The organism is Mycobacterium sp. NGS59, assembly GCF_059812345.1.
In genome coordinates this window covers 15,213-39,799 of sequence record NZ_JCALCN010000021.1, presented here as the reverse complement: position 1 = coordinate 39,799, position 24,587 = coordinate 15,213, and the positions used below count along the sequence as shown (strand labels likewise).

The window sequence follows — 24,587 nt, the reverse complement described above, 5'->3', positions numbered from 1 at the left end:
GCCGGGAAAGTAAGCCTGGACCGTGCAGATGGGCTAGGTTCAGCGGCGTGATACTTACGGGCGCTTTCCTGGCAGACGCGGCTGCCGTCGTCGACAACAAACTCAACGTCTCGGGCGGTGTGCTGTCCCGCTTCGGCCTGGGGCCGGACCGGTCGGCCCGCTTCGTGTTGGTGGTGCTGACCCAGGCCGAGCCCGGCAACACCGACCGGCAGATCAAGATCGAGATGCGCCCGCCCACCGACGAGGATCCGATCAAACTGGAATTCGAGGTGCCGGAGGCCGCGGTCGCCGAGTTCCCCGGCTTCGCGTTCTTCGAGCTGCAACTGCGCCTGCCGACCGACGGCCGCTGGGTGATGGTCGTGTCCGGCGGCACGGGGGCGATCTCGCTGCCGGTGCTGGTGATGGAGATGCCGCCGCCCACCACGTCGTTCGGTCTGTAGGGGCTTTTCTGCGCTCGCGGGCCGGATAGGACCTCAGCCCAGCGCGGGCAGCACCACGTCGGTGAGTAGTTGCACCGACTTCCACGCCTCTTCCACTGGCATGCCGCCGACCAGCGGATGCAGCACTACAGGTCCGTAATAGTCGGTACCGCGGATCTCGGCGATCAACTGCTCGGGCGTCAGGAATCGGTACCGCCCCGAAGCCTTGACCTCGTCGAGCGTCTGCACGCCGGGTAGATGCATGAGAGAGCGTTCCTCGGCCGACCAGCCGCCGTAAGTGACCGCCTCCCAAAGGATGTGGTCGCCGAGCTTGGCCCACGCCCGCTCGGGATCCTCGTGCAGATAGATCATGCCGCGGTTGACCGGTCCCGGCATGATGACGAACGGCCTGATACCGGCCGCCGTGCACAACTCGCGGTAGAGGTCCGCGACCTCCGGCAGGTGATCGGCCAGACTCAGCGGTAATCCGAACCGCGCCGCCCGCCTCGCGGTGGCACGCGATCCGCCCCCGATGTACAGCGGCGGGTGCGGCCGGGTCCACGTTCCCGTGCAGACCGCCGGTTCGGCGCCGGACCAGATGGACAGCATCCGTTCGACCAAGCCGTCCATCAACGTGCCGCGCTGACTGAAATCGACGCCGAGCGTGTCGAATTCGACCGTGCGATAGCCCAAACCCACCGTCGTGTGCAGCCTGCCGCGGCTCATGTTGTCGACCAGGGCGATGTCCTCGGCCAGTCGCACCGGATCCCACAGCGGCCCGAGTGCGCAGTCCACGCTCGCGATCAGCTTCGACGTTCGAGCCAGGAACATCGACGCGGCCATGATCGGATTGCAACTCCAACCGTGCCCGGTCACGTGATGCTCGTCGACGCTCACTGTGGTGATCCCCCGCGACTCGCCCCACTGCGCGAGTTCCAGTGCGGCGTTCAGTAATTCGCTCTGTTTGCGTGGATCTCCTTGTGGCGAGGCGAAGTTGAAGCGCAGGACGGTCAGCAGCATCGCTACTGGGCCTGCGCTTGTACGAACGCGGGAAAGTCGGGGAACAGGGCACGATCGACGACCTCGATGCGGGTGCCGTCGGCGTCGACGAAGTAGGCGAACAGCGCCAGCTCCGAACCCGGTACATCGGCGGTCATCTCGAAGGTGAGGCCGTGGTCCTGAAGCAGTTGGGCGGTCTGGGCCAGGTCGTCGGTGAAGTAGCCGAGGTGGTGAACCGCGTTGCCGGGTGCGGCCGCCCACGGCGTGCCCGGCACCTCCTGGATGAGTTCCAGGTACGGCGCCTGCACCGAGTACACGATCGTCGACGTCAGTTCCCGGGTTTCGCTGGCGGTGCGAAATGGCAGGGTGTAACTCATCGGGGTGATCCACCGGTAACCCGCCACCGCAGTCAACCGGGCCATCGCAGCGTCGAGGTCGGACACCACGACGCCGGTGTGATACAGGTCTTCGGGTCGAAGCGCGAAGGTCATGAGTTGCTCGCTATCTGTCGGGTGAGCCATGCGGTTTCCCAGAAATTCTCGCTGTCGGCCAACAGCTTTTCGTGTGCCGCTCTCAACACCTCACGCGCCCCGGGATGCGTCTCGGCGACCAACTCGGCCAGGTGGATGGCGTGCAATGGGCGCCCGTCCTGCAGATGCGCCCGAGCCCTGTCGACCAGCGCGTCGGCACCGGCGAGTTCGACGACGTCGGCGGCGACGGCATCGAACCGCACCGGATACAGCTCGGTAGTCGAGCGGTGGTGAAACCAGCCCGAGTAGTTCTCCCAGACGGCGCGCACGTCCCAGGCGACCTTCCCGTAGCCTTGCCCCACTTCGTATTCCGCCGGCAAGACGATCTCGCGCATCAACGTCTCCACGTCCTTGCCGGCGTTCATTCCGGCCACGGTCTGGTCGTGGATGTAGGCGATCGCGTCGCGCAGCCGAGTCAGTTCGGCTCGGATCCGTTCCGCACCGGCGATCGGTTCGAAGTGGCCGGTGACGAGCAGCTCGGGTTGCAGCTCGCGCACCCGCTCGACCGAGGCGATCGCCGTCAGCGCGTCGCGATACCGGTCGCCGCGCATGGTCACCAGGTTCGGTATGTGGCCGAAGATCGGACCGAAGGTGTTCCCGCACAGGCAGATCCGTTCGTCGGGCAACCACACCACCAACGAGTCGGTGGTCTCGCCGCCGGGCACCGCGATCAGCTCCAGGCGTCGGCTCCCGACCTGCAACGTGAGGCTGTCCTCGAAGTCGAGGTCAACCGTCGGCACGCTTTGGGCGGGTAGTCGCGTGGTACCCAGCCGGCGCTGGATGTCCTGGATCCCGCTTGCCAGGGTGTCTTTGAAGGCGAACGCGCTGCGACTGGCCCGGTACGGGATGAGGCGTTCGTTGTCGTTGCGCCAGAGCCGCCAGTTAGCTTGTGCGACAACAGTTGTCTGCGGATCACGCAGGCTGTCCAGTCCGCCGACGTGGTCGACGTGGCCCTGAGTGAAGATGACGTAGCGCACCGGCGCGGAGTCGACGGCGTCGAAGTTGGCGCGATGCACCGGACCCTCGAATCCCATGCCGGTGTTGACGACGACCCGGCCCTCGTCGGTGGTCAGCAGGTAGGAGTTCGACAGTCCGGGCGAGCACCACAACCCCGAGGCGATCGGCTCTGCTCGTGGCGCGCTGGCCGGGCGCATGGCATCGGCGCCGGGTCTGCTGCGATACACCGGTTCGAAGCTCACTGCGTCTCCTTCACTCGGCACGGACGTCGAACCTGTCGAAATAGAAGTCGAAGCGTGCGCGCAAGTCGTCCGCCGAGATTCCGAAGTGCCGCTGCAGGTCGTAACGGATGCGGCCGTGCTTGCCGCGCGGATTACCGTCGAGATACTTCTGGAAACGACGACGCACCTGGTCGGTCAGTTCCACACTCCCCCGGCGATAAAGCTCTTCCAGCAAAGGCATTTCGTTGCCGTTGAGCTGGTGGAAGCTGATGTCGAGGCTGCGTTCTTCGGGGACCAGACCCCGGTCCCGCACGCAGGCGCTGAGCAATCTGTGCACCCGGTCGCTCCAGTAGTCCAGGAGCCAGTCCGGGTCGATACTGTTGCGGCGCAGCCGATCCGAGTACGCCATCATGGTGACCGCGGACTGAATCACCGCGGCGGGATCTCGGTGAGTGAAGGCCACCGTCGCATCCGGAAAGGTCGCCATCAGCGGACCGAGCTGCTCGCAGTGCTGCGGGCTCTTGAGGATCCAGGTCCGCGGTCCACGAAGAAAGGTCAACGCCTGCAACACCTTACGGAGGTAGGCGTAGTGCCGGTGCTGGTCCAGCATCAGGTAGTGATCACGCCAATCCGGCACCCGGGCATGCCATTCCAGGACGTAGCTGGCCAAATCCAGGTCCAGCAGTTCGACCTCCTCCTCGATCGCCTCGGGGAAGCGGTCGTGCATGGCGGCCACCAGCGGTGCGCTGGCCATCAGGGCGTCGTGCTCGGCCTTGGTGCGCGTGTAGCGAGGATCCACACCATGCGCGTCTGGGCCTTGTCCGCGGGCTGGGATCGGATCCTGGCTTTCCCAGTAGGGCAGCGCTCGCCGGCGCGGATCGGCTGCGATCAAATTGACCAGATGCGTAGTACCCGACCGCGGCATCCCGACGACGATGAAGGGCTGCTCGATCGGAATCGACTCGATTTCCGGGTAACGCCTGAGCAGGTCGGTCAGCGACAGCCGGTTGCGCAACAGGCGAACCACCCGCTGCCGCAAGCTCGATCGGGTGAGCTGGCGCAGCCCGTCGTCGGCCTCGATCGCGGCCACATGCGCGAGCAGGCGATCGGCGAAACCGTCGGTGTCGTCGAGGTCGTCGAGGTCGGCCTGTTCCCGCGCCTCATCCAGCATCTTCTCGATGTCGAATCGGACCGGCCTGGCCTCGGTGAACTCCACGATCTGACGCTGGATATCGGTGAGCCGGGGCGACGTCAAATCGTCGAGGTCGACGTCCGGGCCCGCAACGTTCACCTTTGCCCTCCTCGGCCGGCCGGTCAGTCGAATATATCCACTGGCGGCGGTAGGTTCAGCCAGGTGATAGTGGGGTCGTTCCTGGCCGAGGCCGCTGCGGCTGTGGACAACAAACTCAACGTCTCCGGCGGAGTGTTGCTGCGCTTCGCCGTCGAGCAGGATCGGCTGGCCCAGTTCCTTCTGGTGGTGCTCACCCAAGCGGAGACCGGTAATCCGGACCGACGGGTAGAGGTCGAGATCAGGCCCCCGACCGACGACGAGCCGCTGAACATCGAATTCGAATTGCCCGAAGCCGCCACCACCGCCGAGCTCGGATTCGCCATCTTTCCCATCGAGGTGACGCTGCCCGTCAACGGCCGCTGGGTGTTGGTGGTGACGGGCGGGGCGGGAATGATCTCGCTTCCGCTGATCGTAAGTGGTTAGGTCTACCCATGGGGACGCCGTATCAGCCTGGCAATCCGGATGAGCCACGTTGGGAGCAGCCACAGAGCTACCAGCCGCCGCAATACTTCCAGCAGCCGCCGGGTTACCCGAGTCAGCCGGCGGGATATCCGGCCCAACCCGGCTACCCGGCACAGCAGGGTTATCCCGGAGGTTACGCAGTCGATCCCCAGGCGCCCTACGGCCGCGACCCGGCGACCGGGCAGCCGCTGTCGGACAAGTCAGGCACCACCGCGGGACTGTTGCAGCTGTTCTTCGGCACGTTCGGGGTCGGCCGGTTTTATCTGGAGTCGACGCAGATCGCGACCATCCAGTTGTGCCTGGGTATGGGCGGACTCGTCTTCACCATCTTCTGCTTCATCGGGTTTCCGCTCCTGCTTGCCGCCAGCATCTGGGGCCTGGTCGACGCGATCATGATCTTCACCGGAAGCGTGCCCGACCAGTACGGCCGCAAACTGCACTGATCGGGGCCGTACCGGTCCCGCGAGGGTCCGCAAAATGTACGGCGTAGCGCCAGTTTTTTGGCATTTTGGGGACCCTCGTGCGAGTCAGCCGACCAACACAGACGCCATCGTCAGCCCCGGCTCCGGCTAGAGCGACCGGCTTTCGGATGACGGCCGGATAACAGTTTCTGACCCCAAAATGTCGCGGTTCGGCAAGTCGCGGTCGGCTTTTCGCGACGGCAATTTACCGTCGCCTCGTGCACCGTCGAACCGCCCTCAAGCTGCCGCTCGCGCTGGCCCTCGGGGCGGCGCTGACCCGCGCGCCGCGCGCCGCCGGGGAGGCGGGCCGCTGGCCGGCCGACCGCGCCCACAACTGGTATCAAGCGCAGGGTTGGCTCGTCGGAGTCAACTACATCACCTCGACCGCCATCAACCAGTTCGAGATGTTCCAAGCCGGGACTTTCGACGCCAGACGCATCGACAACGAGTTGGGCGCGGCCCGATTCTTCGGGATGAACACGGTACGAGTTTTCCTGCACGACCAACTGTGGGCCCAGGACCGACAAGGCTTCCAGACCCGGCTGGCGCAGTTCGTCAGCATCGCGGCGCGCCACGGCATCAAACCGCTCTTCGTGTTCTTCGATTCCTGCTGGGACCCGTTCCCGCGGATCGGCCGCCAGCGGGCACCCACGCCCGGTGTGCACAACTCCGGTTGGGTGCAGAGCCCGGGCGCCGAGCGCCTCGACGACTCCCGCTACGCCACCGTGTTGTACGAGTACGTCACCGGAGTGTTGAGCCAGTTCCGCAACGACGACCGCGTGCTCGGGTGGGACCTGTGGAACGAGCCGGACAATCCGGCCCGCGAGTACCGCAAGGTGGAGCGCAAGGACAAAATCGAGAAGGTGGCGGCACTGCTGCCCCAGGTGTTCCGCTGGGCGCGGGCGGTGGATCCGGTCCAGCCGTTGACAAGCGGTGTGTGGCAAGGAAATTGGGGAGACGCCGGGCGTCGCAGCGCGATCGCCGATATTCAGCTGGACAACGCTGACGTGATCACGTTTCACAGCTATGCTCCGCCGGGCGAATTCGAGGGTCGCATCAACGAGCTCATGCCGTTCGGGCGGCCGATCATCTGCACCGAGTACCTGGCGCGCTCGCTGGGCAGCACGGTCGAAGGTGTGTTGCCGATCGCCCGGCGGCACAACGTCGGCGCGCTCAACTGGGGATTGGTGGCGGGCAAGACCCAGACGTACCTGCCGTGGAGCTCGTGGGACCGCCCGGTCACGACGCCGCCCAAGCAGTGGTTCGCCGACCTGCTGCAGCCGGATGGCCGGCCGTTCAAGGACGGGGAAATGCAGACGATCAAGAAGCTGGCCAGCGGGCAGGGTCAGGACTGATTCGGCCCGTCCCGGCGCTGCACGGCGGATCCGGGTGTCGCGATCAGCCGGCGGAATTAACTTGCCGCACCGGGCCTTTCGACCCACGTAGGTCCAGGTTTTGCACCCGATTCCGCCGTGCCCCAGGTCGCCCCGGTGTGATGCGTCTGGTTGCCACCGCGCCGCTTTGCGGTGTACATCGCTCTGTCGGCATCGGCGGCCATCTGGCGCAACATGTTGTCCACATTGTCACTGTCGGCACCGCGCAACGCGTTCGTGACAACCCCAACACTGGCGGTGACGGGGAAGGGGATGGCCGCTACCGACTCACAAAGGCACTGGCCCCACTTCTGTGACGTCCGAGTCTCGACGATATCGGCGAGCAGAAATTCTTCACCGCCGACACGTCCAATCAACGCTTTGTCCCCCGAAGCGGCGCGCAACGCGTTGCCCACAGCCACCAGCGCGGCGTCCCCGCTGGCATGGCCCAGGCTGTCGTTGAGGTCTTTGAAGCGATCGAGGTCGACCATCGCCACCGCGAGTACCTCCGAGTCGGGCGCGGTGAGCATCCGGCCGATCACCGCGCGGGTGAAGGCACGTCGGTTGAGCAGACCGGTCAGCGGGTCACTGTCGGAACGCAGCAGGTCGGCTCCCAGTGCGCGCACCATCATCTGGATGGCCAACGGCACGATCACATTGAGCTCGAGCACCAGAAAATATCCGGAGACCGCCAGCATGGCCTCACCGGCCGCCGCGACACGCACCGCTTCGAACGCGCCGACAGCCGACGCCAACGCGAAGTTCAACACCATGTAGGGCGCCGTATGAAAGAACGCGACGTAGCCGCCCGAGACAGCCAAGGCGGTACACGACAGGAGGCCGACCACCGCCTGGGATTGCCATAAGCAGCCACCGGCGATGGTCACACACCCGATGACGCCATACACCAACGACTGGCGCCGGGTCGGCCAACGAGTCAGCCACAACACCGCCATGCCTATCCCCGCCGCCGCGGCCAACAAAGCCGGTCCCAGGACGACGCGGCGATCGATCGGCGCCGGACCCCACAGCGCGTTGACGGGAACCAACGCAAGAGAAACCGCGAACAGGGCCAGCACACGTCGCGCGACGGTGCTCAGTTGTCGAGACTGCAAGTAGCCGCTGATCCAGTCAAAGTGGTCGGGCTGGCGCCACCACGTCCGTAGCCACCTCATCGAGAATCCCCTGATACCCCAGTCACGCGCGGCGATCGATCCGCCACAATCTCATGGATGCGCGATTAAGCGCACAGGAATACTCCTGACGCTATCGAACACCCCGTCAACCAATTAGCTTGTTAGCACATCATTGTGTCAACGGCTAATACGCGTAGGGTTTTCGCTGTTGAACGCGATGAGCATCCATTTATCGGTTTCCCGGCAGTGCAATTTCCGGTTACGTGCCTGGGCGGGGAACAAATGTCGGTACTGCGTTTGGACGACGCTTCTGGCGTGAACACCCCTTGATGCGTGGGCGCCGATACATGGCGACCGGCGCAAGCCACCACAGGTCCGGAAATCCGGAATGAACGAGAAGGGATGAACATGGCACTTGACGATGACGACATCACGACAGCTGGTGGCGGCGGAGAAGGTACGGCCGACGGCGGCTCCAATCCCGAAGGTCATGACGGCGGCGCCGACGGAACCGCCGACGAACAGGACAACGGCAGCGCGGGTGAGGGTCCGGCCGACGGCGGCTCGAACCCCGAAGGTCACGACGGCGGAGCCGACGGCACCGCCTGACCGCTGCTCAATGCTCAGCCGCTGCATAGCCACCGATGCTGGGTTGTTCGCAACCCAGCATTGGGGCCGCCGCCCCCTGCTCAGCCGTGCGCAGGAGTTGCCACGTGATTTCGGCGACCTCATGTCGCCGTCCGCGGTCGACGAACTGCTCAGCGAGCGTGGGGTCCGGGCGCCGTTCATCCGGATGGCCAAGGACGGCGCCGTGCTCGTCCGAAGCTGCTACACCGGTTCGGCCGGCTTCGGCGCGGCGATGCCGGATCAGGTCGATTCGGCAAAAGTGTTGGCGGAGTTCACATCTGGCTCGACGATCGTCCTGCAGGGATTGCACCGGCTGTGGCCGCCGCTGATCGACTTCGTGCGTTCCATGGTCGACGATCTGGGTCGTCCCGTGCAGGCGAACGCCTACGTGACCCCGCCCGGCAGTTGCGGATTCGACCCGCATTACGACGTCCACGACGTGTTCATCCTGCAGGTGTCGGGCCAGAAGCACTGGACGGTGCACGCGCCCGTCCATAGCCATCCGCTGCCGTCGCAGCCGTGGACGGAGCACCGGGACGCGATCACCACGCGAATCAGCGACGAACCGGTCATCGACACGGTCCTGACGGCAGGCGACGCGCTCTACCTTCCCCGGGGTTGGGTGCATTCCGCCCGGTCCGTTGATGCCACGTCCATCCATCTGACCATCGGGGTGTCCGCCTTGACGCATCTGGACGTGGTGCGTGCCGTCGTCGACACCCTTGCCGAGGACAGCGAGTTCAGGAGGTCGCTGCCGCTGAGTATCGACCCCACCAACCGCGACGAAATGACCGCGACGACAACAAAAGTCATGGCGCAGGTGATCGATGCCGTGCGCGAGCGCGCCGGTGAACTCAGCGGTCAGGCGGCTGCGTTACTGTCCGATCGTCACGCTTCCAGCACCAGACCGGCCGCGGTCCGGGTACTTGCCACTCAGCAGGCCGCCGAATCGGCCGGTTCGATCTCGGTCCGATGGCGCCACGGACTCATCGGCACACCGCGACGCGAAGGCGACCGCGTGGTGCTGCGACTACCGGACCGGACCATGACGTTTCCCGACTCGTGTGCCGCGGCGCTTGAGGCACTGCACCGCGGGTTGGTGGCCGATGCCGATTCCCTGCCCGGTCTCGATCGTGCGGACTCGATCGTGCTGATCCGCCGGTTGTTGCGTGAGGCTGTATTGGTGCCGGCGTGAGTGCGGCGAAGCCGACTCCGTGCAGCGACCAATCGTTGCTGCGCGATGACCCCATCTACGGCACCGCGGGGGCGGGGCACTCCTGGGTGATGCTCGAATTGTCCGGCGGTTGGGGCAAATCGGCGTTCCTGGACTCACCGGCGATCATCGATCGCGCACTCGGACGCCAGATCTGTCGTCGTATCGAGTCGGAACGCATGCGCGTCACCGCGATACGTCGGCCGGGACGTCGTTCCGAGACACCCCGCTGGCGATGGTTCATCGCCCAGTGTGACGAGGGCAGCGAGAAGCTCTACCGCGGGGAGGTGAGCGAACCTGGTGAGTATCTGGACATCGCGCTGGACGGGTCGGAGGGTACCGTGACCACCGACCCACTCGTCGCGGTGTGCGCGCACGGCAAGCACGACCAATGTTGCGCGGTGCGGGGGCGCGCCGCCGCCAAGGCCATCGCGGCGGAATATCCCGAGTTCGTCTGGGAATGTTCACATTTGGGGGGCGACCGGTTCGCGGCAACGATGCTGGTGTTGCCCGAGGGTCTGTGTTACGGCCGGGTCGATTCGACGGACTCCGCCCGTCTGGTGCGGTTGTATCTCGAGGGACGGCTGGACCACAGGTTTCTGCGCGGACGCACCTGCCTGCCGCATGTGGTGCAGGCCGCGCAGTTCTTCGCCCGGGACGCTTTCGGCGACGACCGGATCGACGCCCTGTCGCCGTTGAACATCGAACACCGGGACGACGGCATCCACGTCCGGCTCGCCGCTGATACCGGCGCGATCGAAGTCGTTGTCGCAGAACAGATGTCCGAACCGCTGCAATCCATGTGCCGCGCATCGGTGCTCGGTTCGGTACGTACCTACGTGCTGGTATCGGTGAAGTCGCACTAGGCTTTCGGCATGGCGGACATCATCGACCTCGTATACGCAGATCACGACTGGCTTCGCAGGCAATTCTTCCGGCTCGACGACGCGAAATCTCACGACGATCTCGCCGCGATCTGGAATGCCCTCGGTGCCCGCCTCGACGTCCATGCCGAAGCCGAGGAGGCGGTGTTTTACCCGGCACTGCTGAAGCACGGTGGCCGGGACCATCCCGGCAATCCCGAAGGGGATCCGGAGGACGAAACCGAAGACGCGATCACCGACCACAACGCGATTCGCGACGCGGTCCGTCGTTCGCGCCGGCACGAGCCAGGTAGCGATGAGTGGTTCGAGGCCGTCAACGAAGCCCGCGAACAGAACGGCAAACACCTCGACGAGGAAGAGCGCGAGGCGATGCCGGACTTCATCAAAAGCGCCTCTTTGGAGCTCCGGCATGAGCTGGCCATGCAGTGGGTGCAGTTCATCGCCGAACGCGAACGGATCAAAGGTGTCGACAACCGGGACAAGGACGCGGACGAGTACATCGAAAAGCATTCGTGAGTGCGCTAGAAGGGGTCTGATCGTCGGCAGTCACCCTGTGTTCATTCGCCGGTTCGATCCCTGCACCAGTCAAAGAACGTTTTATGGCTACCTCCAATGATCAAGCACCGCAACGTATTCCAACACACGAACTGTCCCCCCGCCCACACACCCTGACACTCCACAAATGAAGCGACCCACCATGACTGCAAAGCACCCCACCAAAACCAGCGCCGAGGATTGGCTGGACCAACTCGACGTCAATCCCGCTGACGCCCGCGACGCCAGCCACATGCGCCGCATCGCCGCGGCCACCAAAAACCTCCACGACGCAAGCGCCGAACTCACCGCCGCAGTCAAAGCTGCCAGAGCCGCCGGCGACTCCTGGGCCATGATCGGCACGGCCATGGGCGTCAGCCGCCAGGCCGCCTTCCAACGGTTCGGAAAAATCGCGCCATGAAAACCTACGTCGCATAGAAATGGCCCTTCCGCTGTGTAAACAACGTCGGGGCTTTGGCGGTGGCGGAGGGATTTGAACCCTCGGACGGTTTTAGCCGTCACACGCTTTCGAGGCGTGCTCCTTAGGCCGCTCGGACACGCCACCGCCGAGCAGCTTACCGAACCAACCGCGTCTCACCCCAATCGCTGCCGGGCGAAGAACTCCTCGAGCGGCGCGGCACACTCCGCGGCGAGCACTCCCCCGCGCACCTCGGGACGGTGATTGAGCCGGCGATCGCGAACCACGTCCCACAGCGAACCCACCGCGCCGGTCTTCGGTTCCCACGCGCCGAACACCAGCCGGCCCACCCGGGCCAACACCAGCGCCCCGGCGCACATCGTGCACGGCTCGACGGTCACCGCCAGCGTCGCCCCCGAAAGCCGCCAGCCGTCGCCGAGCACCGCACAAGCCGCGCGCAAGGCCAAGACTTCGGCGTGCGCGGTGGGATCGCCGAGTGCCTCGCGGGCATTGACGGCCTGCCCCAGCAAAGCCCCGTCAGAGCCGACCACGACGGCGCCGATCGGAACATCGCGGGGCCCGACCGTGCCCGCCACCGCCAGAGCGGCCCGGATCAACGACTCGTCGGAATTCACCGACCCAAGCGGTCGATCACAGCCGACAGCTGCTCGGCAAAACCCATCTCCCGCGCGATCCGCCCGAGCTGCTCGTCGGCGTACAGATCGGTCTCGTCGAGGATGACGCCCAGCACCGCCTCGGGCAGCCCGATGTCGGACAGCAAACCCAGGTCGCCCTCCTCGAACGGATCGGCGTCCTCGAGGTCCTCGGGGTCGATCTCGGCGTCCAGATTGTCCAGCACCTCGGCGGCGATGTCGTAGTCCAGCGCCGCGGTGGCATCCGAGAGCAGCAGCCGGGTGCCCGACGGCGCCGGCCGCACGATGACGAAGAACTCGTCGTCGACATCCAACAGCCCAAAGACGGCACCCGCGCTGCGCAACTCACGCAGCTCGGTCTCGGCTGCCGACAAACTGCTCAGCGACTTAGTACCCATCGCCGAACAGCGCCACCGTCCTTCTTCGCGCACGACCGCGACGCCGAAGCCGTCCGGAACGTCCGAGGACGGGCCTGCTGCTGAAGCCCGTTGTGCTCCCATGGCCGCCTACGCTAGTCCCTGACCTGGCCCGTGGCCAGACGAAGCCCGGTCCAGGCGCCCACTCACGCAACGGTCTGTGCCAACCTTGGACTTGTGACTAAGACACCGGTTTGTGTACTCGGCCTGGGTCTGATCGGGGGATCGATCGTGCGGGCCGCCGCCGGAGCCGGCCGCGAGGTTTTCGGTTACAACCGGTCGGTGGAAGGTGCCGCGGGTGCTCGCGCAGACGGGTTCGACGCCACCACCGACCTGCACGAGACCTTGACCCGTGCCGCGGCCAGCAACGCCTTGATCGTGCTCGCCGTGCCGATGCCGGCCCTGCCGATCATGCTCGCCCGCATCCGCGAATCGGCGCCCGACTGTCCGCTGACCGACGTCACCAGCGTCAAGACCGCCGTCCTGGAGGAGGTGGACAAAGCCGGGCTGCTGCGCAAGTTCGTGGGCGGTCACCCGATGACCGGCACCGCGCACTCGGGGTGGACGGCCGGGCACGGCGGGCTGTTCAACCGGGCACCCTGGGTGGTCAGCGTGGACGATCACGTCGACCCGGAAATCTGGTCGATGGTGACGACGTTGGCCCTGGACTGCGGCGCGGTCGTGGTGCCGGCCAAGTCCGACGAGCACGACGCCGCCGCGTCGGCCATCTCCCATCTGCCGCACCTGCTCGCCGAGGCGCTGGCCGTCACCGCCGCCGAAGTGCCGCTGGCCTTCGCGCTGGCAGCGGGTTCCTTCCGGGACGCCACCCGGGTCGCGGGCACCGCCCCGGACCTGGTGCGCGCGATGTGCGAGGCCAACACCAGCCAATTGGTGCCCGCCACCACTCGGATCATCGATTTGCTCAGCCGGGCCCGGGACTCGCTGGCGTCCAACGGATCGGTCGCCGACCTGGTCGACGAGGGGCACGCCGCCCGCACCCGCTACGAGAGCTTCCCGCGCTACGACATCGTCTCCGTCGTCGTCGGTGCGGAGAACTGGCGCCAGCAACTGGCTGCGGCCGGTCGGGCCGGCGGGGTGATCAGATCCGCTCTGCCAACCCTGGATAGTCCACGATGAACCCGTCGGCATCGACCGTCACCGTGGTGTCGGCCACCGGCGACCGCAGCTTGATACCGTCCAGCCGGCCCTCACTGGTGTAGCTCACGGTCGCCGCGTCGACCGACATCTCCGGCACGTTGACGTAGACCATCGGCAGCGCGACCATGTCCGCCTTCTGATGGATGCCGAGGCGACGGATCGGCAGCGCGTTGAAGAACGGGCTGAACACCAGGTCGACGTCGAAGGCACCGTTGTAACTCGCGCGCCGCTCGCCCTGGTGGTCGGTCACCAGCCACATGTTCTCCTCGTCGCGGGCGATGGCGAGCTGACGTTCCCGCTCGGCCAACGTGACGGTCAGCCCGAATCGCTTAGTGGCCCCGGACTCGTCGGTCTGCAGTTCGTAAAACGCGCCGAAGGCCGGGTTGGCCTCGCTGGCCGCGGCCACGATACGGCCGTTTGCCTTGATTCGCTTGCCGGAGAACTGAACTCGCACCGACTCCATGCGCGAGCAATCCTGGGCACGCCACGTCAGCATCGCCGGCGAGACACGCTGAGATGGGTCAGAGGGGGCTGCGTTCACACGTCTACCGTAGGACCTCTCGGGTGACCGCGACACGTTTGTCGGTAACTGCAAGGTCAATTCCGTGGCCAGGCCTGCTCAACCGACCGGACCCGGGCGCCGAAGCCCACACCGCCGATGCCAGCAGTCCGTCCAGCAGCAGGGCCAACCCGGCCACCATCACCGCACCGACCAGCGCGATGTGGAATTGCCGTTCCTTGATCCCGTCGATGAGGTAGCGACCCAATCCGCCCAGGCTTGCGTAGGCGGCCACCGTCGCCGTGGCCACCACCTGCAACGTGGCACTGCGCAGCCCACCGAGCATCAGCGGCAGCGCGTTGGGCACCTCCACCCGCAGCAGCACCTGCCGCTCGGTCATGCCCATCGCGCGCGCGGCGTCGACCACGAGCGGGTCCACGTTCGCAACACCGGCATAGGTGCCGGCCAGCAGCGACGGAACTCCCAGCAGCATCAGCGCCACGATCGGCGGGCCCAGACCCAGACCGAACATCAGCACCCCGAGCAGCAGTACGCCCAGGGTCGGCAACGCTCGTAGCCCGTTGACCGCGCCTACCACCAGCACCTGGCCGCGCCCGGTGTGCCCGATGACCAGCCCCAGCGGGATGGCGATGACCGCTGCCGCCGCCACCGCCAATGCGGTGTATTCCAGGTGCTCAAAGGTGCGGGCGGTCAGCCCGGTGGGTCCGGTCCAGTTGCTCGCCGTGGTCAGGAACGACAGCGCTTGTGCGACGAAGTTCATCGGGCGCCGCCCACGATCGGTGCCGGAATGCGCCGGCGGCGTTCCCACGGGGTCAGCACCCGCCCGACCACGCTGATCAGCGTGTCGATGGCCACCGCCAGCACGAACAAGGCGATGATTCCGGCCACGATCTGCTCGCTCTTGTTGGTCTGGAATCCCGTCGTGAACCAGGCGCCCAATCCACCGATGCCGATCACCGCGCCCACCGACACCATCGCGATGTTCGTCGCCACCACCACCCGCAGCCCGGCGACCAGGACCGGGATCGACAGCGGCAATTCGACTTTGAGCATCCGGGCGATCGGCGAATAACCGACCGCGATGGCCGCGTCCCGAACCGGCACCGGCACCGCGTCCAGCGCCTCCAGTACCGCCCGCACCAGCAATGCGGTGGTGTAGGCGCTCAGCGCGACGACGACGTTGGCCTCGTCGAGGATCCGGGTGCCGATGATCATCGGCAGCACCACGAACAGCGCCAGCGACGGGATGGTGAAGATGACGCTGGCGGTCGCGGTGGTTATCCGGCGCGGCAGCGGGGCGCGCTGCACCGCCAGGCCGAGCGGGATGGCGATCACCAGTCCGATCAGCACCGGGATCAGCGACAGCCGCAGATGGATCACGGTCAGCGCCCACGCGGTGTCCAGGTGTGTCAACAGGTAGTGCATCAGGGCCGCCTGCGGGATTCCACTTCGGCCAGTACATCGGCGGCCAGGATGCCGCCGACCGCCCGGTGCGCCGCGTCCACGGCGACACCCATCGACGACGGCGACGACAGGGCCGCATCCAGCGCCTGGCTGAGGTTGCCGCCGAGGTGGAACACCGAACCGACCGCCGTCATGGTCTCCGAGAGCGGTCGCCCGTCGCGATGCCGGCGCAGTCCGTCGCCGTCGATCCAACCTTGCGGCACCCCGTCGTCGACCACCAATGCCCAGCCGTCCCGAAGCTCGGCGTCGGGCAGGGCATGCAACGGAATCTGTGCGATGTCGTGCAGCGCCAGCCCGCCGGCGTCCAGAAGCTGCAACCAGCGGTAGCCGCGGCCCAGTCCGATGAACCTGCCGACGAATTCGTTCGCCGGGCGTGACAGCAGCCGCGCGGGCTCGTCGTACTGCTGCAGTACTCCGCCCGGGCCGAAGACCGCGACCCGGTCGGCGAGGCGCAGCGCCTCGTCGATGTCGTGGGTGACGAAGACGATGGTTTTGTGCAATTCGCTTTGCAGACGCAGCATTTCGTTCTGCAGTGTGTGCCGCACGACGGGGTCGACGGCGGAGAACGGCTCGTCCATCAGCAGGATCGGCGGGTCGGCGGCCAGGGCGCGGGCCACCCCGACGCGCTGCTGCTCCCCGCCGGATAGTTGCCCGGGGTAGCGGGTGGCGAGCTCGGGGTTCAGGCCGACGCGTTCGAGCACCTGGTAGGCGGCGGTGCGGGCGGCGCGCCGGGACTGGCCGTTGAGCACCGGCACGGTGGCGACGTTGTCGATCACCCGTTGGTGGGGCAACAATCCCGCGTTCTGGATGACGTAGCCGATGCCGCGGCGCAGGCGCACCGGGTCGACGGTCGACACGTCGGCACCGTCGACGGTGATGGTTCCCGACGTCGGGTCGATCATCCGGTTGATCATGCGCAGCGCCGTGGTCTTGCCACAGCCGGACGAGCCGACGAACACCGTGAGCTTGCCGACGGGGATTTCGATACTCAACCGGTCCACGGCCGTCGCGCCATCGCCGAACACCTTGCTGACGTTGTCGAAGGTGATCACGTCAGTGTCCGATCGGGTGATCGAAGCCGTTGTCCTGCAGCCATTTCCGGGCGGCTTGGTCGGGATCGACGCCGCCGTTGCCGGATACCGCGGCGTTGAGTTCGGCGACGCCCTGCGTGGTCAGCTTCGCCGACACCGCGTCCAACACGTCTTTGAGTCGATCGGACTTCTTCTGCGAATTCACCAGCGGCACAATGTTGCCGGCCAGGAAGTTGTGCTCCGGATCCTCGAGCACCACCAGACGGTTCTGCAGCACGGCCGGTGAGGTGCTGAAGACGTTGGCCGCATCGACCCTTCCCTCCACCAGAGCCCGCACGGTCACCGGGCCCCCGCCGTCGTCGATGGGCACGAAATTTCCCGGACTGATATCGAGCCCGTATTTCTGCTTGAGTCCGGGCAATCCGGCGGGGCGGGTGGCGAACGCCGACGGCGCCGCGAAGCGCACCTCGGCGGAGTGGGCGGCCAGGTCGGCGATGGTCTTGAGGTTCCAGTTCGCCGCTGTCGCAGCGGTGACGGTGACGGTGTCGGTGTCCGAGGCCGGTGACGGCGTCAGGATGGACAAATCGCCGGGCAACCGCCGGTAAAGCTGCAACTCGACAGCGTCCAGCACCGTCGCCGTGGCATGGGGCTCGAAGTAGAGCAACAGATTGCCGATGTACTCCGGCACCAAGTCGACGGAATGATCCTTGAGCGCCGGGATGTAGGTCTCGCGGCTGCCGATCCCCAGCCGCCGCCCGACGACGAAGCCGTTGGCCTGCAAGGCTTGTGCGTAGATTTCGGCGACTATCATCGACTCGGGGAAATCGCCGGACCCCACCACGATCGACCGTGGGCCCCCAGCCCCGGACCCGAACGGATCGGGATTGCTGCACGCCGCGGCCAGGCAGACGGCTGCCACGGTGAGCGTCAGGCGCCGCAGCAGTCTCACACGGCCGACACTATCTCCAGTTTTCCCGCGTGGTTTGGTTTCAATCGGTGCAGGAAGGGAGAAAGATATAACTATGAGCAGCAATCCCTCTGGCTCGCCGTCAACCGACAAGCCGTCGTCCGGCAAGACCCCGGCGCTGACCCCGGAAGAGCGGTCGCGTCCGCTCCCCAAGGACAGGGCGTCCACCTTCACCCGCGCCGGTGCGCTCTGGGGAGCGCTCACCGGTGGTTTCCTGGTCTTGATCCTGCTGTTGATCTTCATCACCCAGAACACCGACTCGGCCTCGTTCGCGTTTCTCGGGTGGCGTTGGACCTTGCCGCTGGGGGTGGCCATGCTGGTCGCGGCCATCGGCGGCGGCCTGATCACCGTTGCGGTGGGCACCGCGCGCATGGTGCAGCTGCGCCGCGCGGCCAAAAAGAATCTGACGGCCGGGATCCGCTAGCTCAACCGCGCGATCTCCGCCAGCCCGCGGGAGATCAACGGCGCCACCACCTCGGGTGCGTCGTCGGAGGTGTCCTTGCCGTCGGCCTGCTCGGACATCCGCCGCCGGAAGTCGATACCCGCCGCGATGATGGCCAGCTTGAAGTACGCCAGCGCCATGTAGAACTCCCACTGGCCGAGCGGCTGACCGGAGACCAGTGAGTAGCGGTCGGCCAGTTCGTCGGCCGACGGCAGCAGCGGCGACGTCCAGGCGGCCTGGGTGTCGATGATCAGGTCCAGCGCCGGGTCGCGGTAGACACACATCAGGGCGGCGTCGCTGATCGGATCACCCAACGTGGAGAGCTCCCAGTCCACCACCGCGCGCACTTTCGTCGGGTCCTCGACGTCCAGGATGGTGTTGTCGATCCGGTAGTCGCCGTGCACGATCGAGGTGCGGCTCTGCTGCGGAATGGCTTGTTGCAGAGCCGAATGCAAGCGCTTGACGTCGTCGTCGCGGCGGTCGTCGGACAGCCGCACCAGGTCCCACTGCGAGCCCCACCGGCGCACCTGACGCTCCAAGTAGCCGCTGGGTTTCCCGAAATCGCCCAGTCCCACGGATTCCGGGTCGATGCTGTGCAGATCGACCAGCACCCGGATCAGCGCGTCCACGCAGCCGTCGATGGCGCGCCGGCCCAGCGACTCGAGCTGCGCTCTCCGGCGGACCACCTGACCGTCGATGAATTCGACGATCTGAAACGGACCGCCCAGCACCGAGTCGTCCTCACACAGGGCGATGGTGCGTGCCACCGGCACCGCGGTGTCCTGCAGCGCGGCCACCACTTTGTACTCGCGGCCCATGTCGTGCGCGGACGGCGTGAGTCCGTGCAGCGGCGGACGCCGGACCAGCCAGCTCGTCTCGTCGTCGTAGACCCGAAAGGTCAGATTGGAGCGGCCACCGGAGATGAACTCGCCGCGCAGTTCGCCCTCGCGCGCGACGCCGAGTGAACGCAGATAACCGTCCAATGCGGCCAGGTCCAGGCCGTCGAGTCGGTCCACCGAAGTCACCGGACTTGTTTACCACGCACGCTAGAACCGTTGGTTTCGCGGCAGCAGGTCCCAGACGTGCTCGGTCGCGTTGACCGTCGCGACCGTCGCCTGGCCGGTCCGGGAGAACAGCAACCGCGTCACCGACGCATAGTCGATCGGGAACGACAACAGCCGGGCCGTGCCCAGGATCTCGTGCAGGACGACGTTGATCACGCCGCCGTGACTGAAGGCGGCGATGGTCTCGTCGGGATCGGCCGCGCTCACCAGATCGTCGACCGCGGCGCGCACCCGCGCCCGAAACGCGTCCTCGTCCACCGCGCTGGGCAGATGCCCCTGCGACATCCGCGCCCACTCCTCGGGGAACTCGTTGCGGATCTGCTCGACCGGAATGTAGGAATGCAGGTCGCGGTCGTACTCGGCCAACCGGTCGTCGATCTCGACCGCCAGCCCGCGGGCCTGGGCGACGGGCTCGCCGGTTTGAACGGCCCGGCGTTGCGGGCTGCTGACCACCCGGGAGATCGGGAACCGGGCGAGCGCCTCGGGCAGCCGCGCGACCTGCGCAAATCCGGTCTCCGAGAGGTGGGGGTCGGAACCCTGGCCGTGTTCGCTGCGCAGCGGTAACGCATGCCGAACCAGGAGCAGTTGCATGGCTCAACCCTTACACGACAGCGGGTGGAGAATGCTATTCTCCGTCCAGAGATTGGAGTGTGCGGGATGGTGGCTGTGAGCGGAACCGGGCTGGACACCGCGCTGCTGGGCCGATGGCTGGACACCGCTGGGGCCCCCGGCCACGGCGCCGAGCCGGTGCTCGAGCAACTCGGCGGCGGCTCGCAGAACACGCTGTACCTGGTGCAGCGCGGACCGGAGCGCATGGTGCTGCGGATGCCCGGTCCACGCGCCGACGCGTCCCGCATCGACGGGCTGCTGCGCGAGATCCGGTTGGTGCGCGCGTTGTCCGGCACCGACGTGCCACACGCGGAGCTGATCGCCGCCGACGAGACCGGAGCGGTGCTGGGCATGCCGTTCTACGTGATGCGCGCGATCGACGGCTGGAGCCCGATGGACGGCGGATGGCGGCCCCCGTTCGACACCGACCTGACGGCGCGGCGCGAACTGGCGTTCCAGCTCGTCGAGGGCGCCGCGCGGCTGGGCCGGGTGGACTGGCGCGCGCAGGGTCTGGACGGATTCGGCCGACCGGACGGCTTTCACGAGCGCCAGGTGGACCGGTGGCTGACGTTTCTCGACGCGTACAAGGTGCGGGAGCTGCCCGGCCTGGACGAGGCCTCGAACTGGTTGCGCCGCAATCGGCCTGCGCATTACACGCCGGGCATCATGCACGGCGACTACCAGTTCGCCAACGTGATGTTCGCGCACGGGGCGCCGGCCCGGCTGGCTGCGATCGTGGACTGGGAGATGACGACGGTCGGTGACCCCTTGCTGGACCTGGCGTGGGCGCTGCTGGGTTACGACGGGGACGAACCGCGGGTCGACGGGTTCTATCTGGACATGCGGGAGATGCCGTCGCGCAGTGAACTGCTGGAGCATTACGAGACGATCAGCGGGCTGTCCACCGAGAACATCGACTACTACCTGGTGCTGGCCAACTGGAAACTGGGCATCGTGCTGGAGAAGACATACGCAACTGGGGTACGGACCGGGAAAGTGGACCAGAAGATCCAGGACGCGTTCGGGGCGATGATCCCCCAGTTGATCGCCACTGCCGCCGAGCTGTCCCGGGGGCGATGAAATGGGTTACGCACAAGAACTTTTCGATCTCACCGACCGGGTGGTGCTGATCACCGGCGGCAGCCGCGGCCTGGGCCGGGAGATGGCGTTCGGCGCGGCCCGCTGCGGCGCCGACGTGGTGATCGCCAGCCGCAACATGGACACCTGCGTGGCCGTCGCCAAGGACATCGAGTCCGAAACCGGCCGCACCGCTTTGCCCTATCAGGTGCACGTGGGCCGCTGGGATCAGCTCGACGGATTGGTCGAGGCGACGTACGACGCGTTCGGCAAGGTCGACACGCTGATCAACAACGCCGGCATGTCGCCGCTGTACGACAAGCTGACCGACGTCACCGAAAAGCTGTTCGACTCGGTGCTCAACCTCAATCTCAAAGGGCCGTTCCGGCTTTCGGCTTTAGTCGGCGAGCGGATGGTGGCCGCGGGCAGCGGTTCGATCATCAACGTCAGCACCGCCGGCTCGCTGCGACCCACCCCAGACATCGTTCCCTACGCCTGCGCCAAGGCCGGACTCAACGCGATGACCGAGGCGCTCGCCAAAGCGTTCGGGCCGACCGTGCGGGTCAACACGCTGATGGCCGGGCCGTTCCTGACCGACGTCAGCAAGGCCTGGAACCTCGACCAGGCCACCCGCAACCCGTTCGAGCATCTCTCACTCAAGCGCGCCGGCGATCCTGCCGAAATCGTTGGTGCCGCTTTATTTCTGGCCTCGGACGCGTCCAGCTTCACCACTGGCTCGATCGTGCGGGCCGACGGCGGTATCCCCTAACCCGAGGAGCATTCGTATGGCATGGGACTTTTCCACCGAACCAGAGTTCGAACAGAAACTGCAGTGGGTCCGTGACTTCGTCCGCAACGAGGTCGAACCACTCGAAGTGCTGTTCCCCGGCTGCGAATTCCTGCCGCTGAACGACGAGCGTCGCCGCATCGTCGACCCGCTCAAACAACAGGTGCGCGACCAGGGTTTGTGGGCACCGCATCTGGGTCCTGAACTTGGCGGGCAGGGTTTCGGTGCGGTCAAACTCACGCTGATCAACGAGATCCTGGGCCGCAGCCCTTGGGCGCCGATCATTTTCGGCACCCAGGCTCCCGACACCGGCAACGCCGAGATCATCGCCCGCTTCGGCACCCAGGAGCAGAAGGACCGTTACCTGCAGGGCCTGCTCTCCGGGGAGATCTTCTCCTGCTTCTCCATGACCGAGCCGCAGGGCGGCGCCGACCCGCGGGTGTTCACCACCCGAGCGGTCCGGGACGGTGACGAGTGGGTGATCACTGGCCGGAAGTTCTTCTCCTCCAACGCATCCGTCGCCTCGTTCTTCATCGTGGTCGCGATCTCCGACCCCGACGTGCCCGTCCACTTCGGCGCGTCGACCTTCCTGATCCCGGCGGGCACACCGGGCCTGACCATCGAGGCCAACCACCGCCTCGTCGGCTCGGACCCGCACGAGCCGGGACACTCCCTGGTCCGCTACGACGACGTGCGGGTCGGCGCCGACGCGTTGCTCGGTGAGGCGGGACAGGGCTTTTTGATCCTGCAGACGCGGCTGGCCGGCGGCCGGTTGCACCACGCGATGCGCTCGCTCGGGGTGGCCCACCGTGCCGTCGAGATGATGTCGCGCCGCGCGAAAAGCCGCTTCACGCAAGGCAGTTCGCTGGCCGACAAGCAGCTGGTGCAGGAGTTCATCGCCGACTCCTACACCGAGCTGACGCCGTTCCGGTTGACTGTGCTGCACGCGGCGTGGCTGATCGACAACGGCGACGAGCGCGCCGCCCGCGCCGAGATCGCCACCTGCAAGATCTTGGCGTCCCAGGTACTCAAATCGATCGGGATGCGCGCGATCCAGGTGCACGGCGCACTCGGGCTCAGTGACCAGTTGCCGTTGGTGAACGTGTTGCTCGGCGGCATCGCCCTGGGGCTGGCCGACGGTCCGACCGAGGCGCACAAGGTGAACCTGGCCCGGATGCTGCTCAAGGGTTACGACGCCGAGGAAGGCGAGTGGCCCAGCGAGATGCTCGACGTACGCCGCGAGGCGGCGCTGAAGAAGTACGCCGGATTGGTCGATCGCGTTCCTGCCCTGCCTGATTCGCCATGACCAACCGGGTTGCCGCGGCAGTCGAGCGCGCGCTCGACGACCGGCAGCGCGGCGCCACCGAGGAAGTGGAGCGCATCCTGGCCGCGGCGGTGCGGGTGATGGAACGGGTGGCCCCCGAGCCGCCGCGGGTCACCGACATCGTCGCCGAGGCCGGTTCGTCGAACAAGGCGTTCTACCGGTACTTCGCCGGCAAGGACGACCTGATCCTGGCCGTGCTGGAACGCGGCGTCGGAATCGTCGTGTCCTACCTGGAGCACCAGATGGCCAAGGAGTCCGATCCGCAGGACAGGGTGGCCCGCTGGATCGAGGGCACCTTGGCGCAGGTCGCTGATCCGCACCTGATCAGCATGAGCCGCGCGGCCGCCGGACAGATGTCGAATTGGCTTGTCACCGACCGGGAGATGATGCGGCCGTTACGGGATCTGCTCGTCGAGCCGGTCGCCGCACTGGGCAGCTCCGACGTCGATCGGGATGTCGAGGCCGTTTACGGTGGCACGGTGGCGATGATGCGGCGGTACGTGGGATCGTCCGACGGGCCGGGCCCGCTGGACATCGAACATCTGGTGCGGTTCTGCTTGCGCGGGCTGGGAGTCAGTTGATGCGGGCGATTGTCTGCACTGCCTACGGCCCTCCGGAGGACCTGGTACTCGTCGATGCCGACGACCCGGTGCCGGCGCCGGGTCAGGTGCTGGTGCGGGTACACGCTGCGGCGGTGAATTTTCCGGATGTGTTGTTCGTCGCGGGTAAGTACCAGGTGAAGATCCCGCCGCCGTTCACACCGGGCAACGAGATCGCCGGCGAAGTCGTGGCCGTCGGTGACGGCGCCGCCTTCCAGTTGGGCCAGCGCGTCTTCGGCACCACCTTCGGAGCCTTCGCCGAGCTGGCACTGCTGGACAGCGCACTGGCCGAACCCGTTCCCGACGACATCGATTTCGCGTCCGCCGCCGCGTTCGGCGTCACCTATCGGACCGCCTATCACGCGCTGCGGTCGGTAGCCCAAGTGGCAGAGGGTGATTGGGTTGTGGTGCTCGGTGCGGCCGGTGGCGTGGGACTGGCCGCCGTCGACTTGGGGGTGAGCATGGGCGCGCGGGTGCTAGCCGCGGCGTCCAGCCCGGAAAAGCTCGACCTGTGCCGCCAACGCGGTGCCGAAGCCGCCATCGACTACGACAACGAGGACCTCAAGCTACGCATCCGCGAACTCACCGGCGACAGCGCGCGCGTGGTGCTCGACCCGGTGGGCGGGCCCTACGCGGAGCCGGCGCTGCGCGGTCTGGCCCGCGGCGGGATCTTCGTCACCCTGGGCTACGCCGCCGGTTCCATTCCCGCCATTCCGCTGAATCTGGTTATGTTGAAGGACATCACGATCCGCGGCATGGAAATTCGCACCTTCATGAGCGACTATCCGCAGCAGTGCACGCGGGACATCGCCGAGTTGTCGAAGTTGTTCGCCGACGGCAGGATTCGGCCTCATATCGGCGCCCGCTTCCCGTTGGCCCAAACCGCCGCAGCCCTGCGCTATGTCGCCGACCGCAAAGTGCTCGGCAAGGTGATCATCGACGTCCCGTAAC

General features: G+C 66.5%; 30 protein-coding genes and 1 tRNA gene. 16 read left to right on the top strand and 15 right to left on the bottom strand.

All coding sequences use genetic code 11. From position 1 onward, the window contains the following. Positions 1-47: 47 nt before the first annotated feature. Positions 48-440, top strand: coding sequence for a hypothetical protein (locus AC5Y46_RS20110; RefSeq protein ID WP_499946234.1), 393 nt, complete (start codon positions 48-50; stop codon positions 438-440). A 33-nt stretch (positions 441-473) separates the two neighbouring features. On the opposite strand, the gene AC5Y46_RS20105 is transcribed toward AC5Y46_RS20110, so the two are convergent. The 4 genes from AC5Y46_RS20105 to AC5Y46_RS20090 are packed head-to-tail and all read right to left on the bottom strand — an operon-like array spanning position 474 to position 4,417. After that, positions 474-1,439, bottom strand: coding sequence for an LLM class flavin-dependent oxidoreductase (locus AC5Y46_RS20105; RefSeq protein WP_499992659.1), 966 nt, complete (start codon positions 1,437-1,439; stop codon positions 474-476). A 2-nt stretch (positions 1,440-1,441) separates the two neighbouring features. Continuing rightward, complete coding sequence (locus AC5Y46_RS20100; RefSeq protein ID WP_499992658.1) at positions 1,442-1,909, bottom strand: VOC family protein; 468 nt, start codon at positions 1,907-1,909, stop codon at positions 1,442-1,444. Beyond that, positions 1,906-3,102, bottom strand: a complete 1,197-nt coding sequence (locus tag AC5Y46_RS20095) for an MBL fold metallo-hydrolase (RefSeq protein WP_499992728.1) — start codon at positions 3,100-3,102, stop codon at positions 1,906-1,908. The genes AC5Y46_RS20100 and AC5Y46_RS20095 overlap by 4 nt, the downstream gene beginning before the upstream one ends. Positions 3,103-3,157: 55 nt before the next feature. Further along, entirely contained in the window at positions 3,158-4,417 is a 1,260-nt protein-coding gene (locus tag AC5Y46_RS20090; protein WP_499992656.1) for a sulfotransferase family protein, read from the bottom strand. 63 nt (positions 4,418-4,480) lie between these two features. Here AC5Y46_RS20090 and AC5Y46_RS20085 point away from each other — a divergent pair, with 63 nt between their 5' ends. From AC5Y46_RS20085 to AC5Y46_RS20075, 3 genes are all read left to right on the top strand, one after another. Continuing rightward, entirely contained in the window at positions 4,481-4,840 is a 360-nt protein-coding gene (locus AC5Y46_RS20085; RefSeq protein ID WP_499946238.1) for a hypothetical protein, read from the top strand. Between the two features lie 8 nt (positions 4,841-4,848). Then, complete coding sequence (locus AC5Y46_RS20080) at positions 4,849-5,322, top strand: TM2 domain-containing protein (protein WP_499992653.1); 474 nt, start codon at positions 4,849-4,851, stop codon at positions 5,320-5,322. 236 nt (positions 5,323-5,558) lie between these two features. Further along, complete coding sequence (locus AC5Y46_RS20075; RefSeq protein ID WP_499946240.1) at positions 5,559-6,695, top strand: cellulase family glycosylhydrolase; 1,137 nt, start codon at positions 5,559-5,561, stop codon at positions 6,693-6,695. 56 nt (positions 6,696-6,751) lie between these two features. Here the strand turns inward: AC5Y46_RS20075 and AC5Y46_RS20070 are convergent, their stop codons facing one another. After that, positions 6,752-7,888 carry a GGDEF domain-containing protein gene (locus AC5Y46_RS20070; RefSeq protein WP_499992652.1) on the bottom strand — a complete coding sequence of 379 codons (1,137 nt, stop codon included), beginning with the start codon at positions 7,886-7,888 and terminating at the stop codon, positions 6,752-6,754. A 369-nt stretch (positions 7,889-8,257) separates the two neighbouring features. Between AC5Y46_RS20070 and AC5Y46_RS20065 the strand changes: the two genes are divergently transcribed. From AC5Y46_RS20065 to AC5Y46_RS20045, 5 genes are all read left to right on the top strand, one after another. Beyond that, positions 8,258-8,458: a hypothetical protein gene (locus tag AC5Y46_RS20065; RefSeq protein ID WP_499992651.1), complete on the top strand. Its 201-nt coding sequence runs from the start codon at positions 8,258-8,260 to the stop codon at positions 8,456-8,458. Between the two features lie 10 nt (positions 8,459-8,468). Then, a complete protein-coding gene (locus AC5Y46_RS20060) occupies positions 8,469-9,671 on the top strand; it encodes a cupin domain-containing protein (protein WP_499992649.1) in 1,203 nt (400 codons plus the stop codon). Next, positions 9,668-10,555, top strand: a complete 888-nt coding sequence (locus AC5Y46_RS20055; RefSeq protein WP_499992647.1) for a ferredoxin family protein — start codon at positions 9,668-9,670, stop codon at positions 10,553-10,555. Before AC5Y46_RS20060 ends, AC5Y46_RS20055 begins: the two co-directional genes overlap by 4 nt. A 9-nt stretch (positions 10,556-10,564) precedes the next feature. Then, the gene (locus tag AC5Y46_RS20050; protein ID WP_499992646.1) at positions 10,565-11,089 is read left to right on the top strand and encodes a hemerythrin domain-containing protein; all 525 of its coding nucleotides are present in this window, start codon (positions 10,565-10,567) and stop codon (positions 11,087-11,089) included. Positions 11,090-11,255: 166 nt separating this feature from the next. After that, on the top strand, positions 11,256-11,528 hold the full coding sequence (locus tag AC5Y46_RS20045; protein ID WP_499992645.1) for a hypothetical protein: 273 nt from the start codon (positions 11,256-11,258) through the stop codon (positions 11,526-11,528). A 54-nt stretch (positions 11,529-11,582) separates the two neighbouring features. On the opposite strand, the gene AC5Y46_RS20040 is transcribed toward AC5Y46_RS20045, so the two are convergent. The 3 genes from AC5Y46_RS20040 to AC5Y46_RS20030 all read right to left on the bottom strand — a co-directional run bounded on the left by AC5Y46_RS20040 (position 11,583) and on the right by AC5Y46_RS20030 (position 12,678). Next, positions 11,583-11,672: transfer RNA gene (locus AC5Y46_RS20040), tRNA-Ser, on the bottom strand. 29 nt (positions 11,673-11,701) lie between these two features. After that, complete coding sequence (locus AC5Y46_RS20035) at positions 11,702-12,160, bottom strand: nucleoside deaminase (protein WP_499992643.1); 459 nt, start codon at positions 12,158-12,160, stop codon at positions 11,702-11,704. Then, positions 12,157-12,678, bottom strand: a complete 522-nt coding sequence (locus tag AC5Y46_RS20030; protein WP_499943163.1) for a tRNA adenosine deaminase-associated protein — start codon at positions 12,676-12,678, stop codon at positions 12,157-12,159. Before AC5Y46_RS20030 ends, AC5Y46_RS20035 begins: the two co-directional genes overlap by 4 nt. Before the next feature lie 93 nt (positions 12,679-12,771). Between AC5Y46_RS20030 and AC5Y46_RS20025 the strand changes: the two genes are divergently transcribed. Then, positions 12,772-13,731 carry a prephenate dehydrogenase gene (locus AC5Y46_RS20025; RefSeq protein ID WP_499992641.1) on the top strand — a complete coding sequence of 320 codons (960 nt, stop codon included), beginning with the start codon at positions 12,772-12,774 and terminating at the stop codon, positions 13,729-13,731. Here the strand turns inward: AC5Y46_RS20025 and AC5Y46_RS20020 are convergent. Genes AC5Y46_RS20020 through AC5Y46_RS20000 form a run of 5 tightly spaced genes read right to left on the bottom strand, consistent with a single transcriptional unit; the run spans position 13,694 to position 17,716 of the window. Continuing rightward, positions 13,694-14,293, bottom strand: coding sequence for a putative glycolipid-binding domain-containing protein (locus tag AC5Y46_RS20020; protein ID WP_499992640.1), 600 nt, complete (start codon positions 14,291-14,293; stop codon positions 13,694-13,696). The two genes, AC5Y46_RS20025 and AC5Y46_RS20020, sit on opposite strands and share 38 nt — an antisense overlap. Before the next feature lie 4 nt (positions 14,294-14,297). Continuing rightward, entirely contained in the window at positions 14,298-15,032 is a 735-nt protein-coding gene (locus tag AC5Y46_RS20015) for an ABC transporter permease (RefSeq protein WP_499992639.1), read from the bottom strand. Next, positions 15,029-15,697, bottom strand: coding sequence for an ABC transporter permease (locus AC5Y46_RS20010; RefSeq protein ID WP_499992636.1), 669 nt, complete (start codon positions 15,695-15,697; stop codon positions 15,029-15,031). Before AC5Y46_RS20010 ends, AC5Y46_RS20015 begins: the two co-directional genes overlap by 4 nt. Then, the gene (locus tag AC5Y46_RS20005) at positions 15,697-16,788 is read right to left on the bottom strand and encodes an ABC transporter ATP-binding protein (RefSeq protein ID WP_499992632.1); all 1,092 of its coding nucleotides are present in this window, start codon (positions 16,786-16,788) and stop codon (positions 15,697-15,699) included. The genes AC5Y46_RS20010 and AC5Y46_RS20005 overlap by 1 nt, the downstream gene beginning before the upstream one ends. 1 nt (position 16,789) lies before the next feature. After that, complete coding sequence (locus tag AC5Y46_RS20000; protein ID WP_499992631.1) at positions 16,790-17,716, bottom strand: ABC transporter substrate-binding protein; 927 nt, start codon at positions 17,714-17,716, stop codon at positions 16,790-16,792. Between the two features lie 73 nt (positions 17,717-17,789). Between AC5Y46_RS20000 and AC5Y46_RS19995 the strand changes: the two genes are divergently transcribed. Beyond that, positions 17,790-18,158, top strand: a complete 369-nt coding sequence (locus tag AC5Y46_RS19995; RefSeq protein ID WP_499992630.1) for a LapA family protein — start codon at positions 17,790-17,792, stop codon at positions 18,156-18,158. On the opposite strand, the gene AC5Y46_RS19990 is transcribed toward AC5Y46_RS19995, so the two are convergent. Beyond that, entirely contained in the window at positions 18,155-19,201 is a 1,047-nt protein-coding gene (locus tag AC5Y46_RS19990; RefSeq protein WP_499992628.1) for a phosphotransferase family protein, read from the bottom strand. The two genes, AC5Y46_RS19995 and AC5Y46_RS19990, sit on opposite strands and share 4 nt — an antisense overlap. Positions 19,202-19,222: 21 nt before the next feature. Continuing rightward, positions 19,223-19,831 carry a histidine phosphatase family protein gene (locus AC5Y46_RS19985; RefSeq protein ID WP_499992626.1) on the bottom strand — a complete coding sequence of 203 codons (609 nt, stop codon included), beginning with the start codon at positions 19,829-19,831 and terminating at the stop codon, positions 19,223-19,225. A 66-nt stretch (positions 19,832-19,897) separates the two neighbouring features. Between AC5Y46_RS19985 and AC5Y46_RS19980 the strand changes: the two genes are divergently transcribed. The 5 genes from AC5Y46_RS19980 to AC5Y46_RS19960 are packed head-to-tail and all read left to right on the top strand — an operon-like array spanning position 19,898 to position 24,586. Next, positions 19,898-20,929, top strand: coding sequence for a phosphotransferase family protein (locus AC5Y46_RS19980; RefSeq protein WP_499992623.1), 1,032 nt, complete (start codon positions 19,898-19,900; stop codon positions 20,927-20,929). A gap of 1 nt (position 20,930) precedes the next feature. Further along, positions 20,931-21,695 carry an SDR family NAD(P)-dependent oxidoreductase gene (locus AC5Y46_RS19975; RefSeq protein ID WP_499992620.1) on the top strand — a complete coding sequence of 255 codons (765 nt, stop codon included), beginning with the start codon at positions 20,931-20,933 and terminating at the stop codon, positions 21,693-21,695. A gap of 16 nt (positions 21,696-21,711) precedes the next feature. After that, entirely contained in the window at positions 21,712-23,019 is a 1,308-nt protein-coding gene (locus tag AC5Y46_RS19970) for an acyl-CoA dehydrogenase family protein (protein ID WP_499992617.1), read from the top strand. Then, on the top strand, positions 23,016-23,618 hold the full coding sequence (locus tag AC5Y46_RS19965; protein WP_499992613.1) for a TetR/AcrR family transcriptional regulator: 603 nt from the start codon (positions 23,016-23,018) through the stop codon (positions 23,616-23,618). The genes AC5Y46_RS19970 and AC5Y46_RS19965 overlap by 4 nt, the downstream gene beginning before the upstream one ends. Continuing rightward, complete coding sequence (locus AC5Y46_RS19960; RefSeq protein WP_499992609.1) at positions 23,618-24,586, top strand: NADPH:quinone oxidoreductase family protein; 969 nt, start codon at positions 23,618-23,620, stop codon at positions 24,584-24,586. The genes AC5Y46_RS19965 and AC5Y46_RS19960 overlap by 1 nt, the downstream gene beginning before the upstream one ends. Position 24,587: the final 1 nt, after the last annotated feature.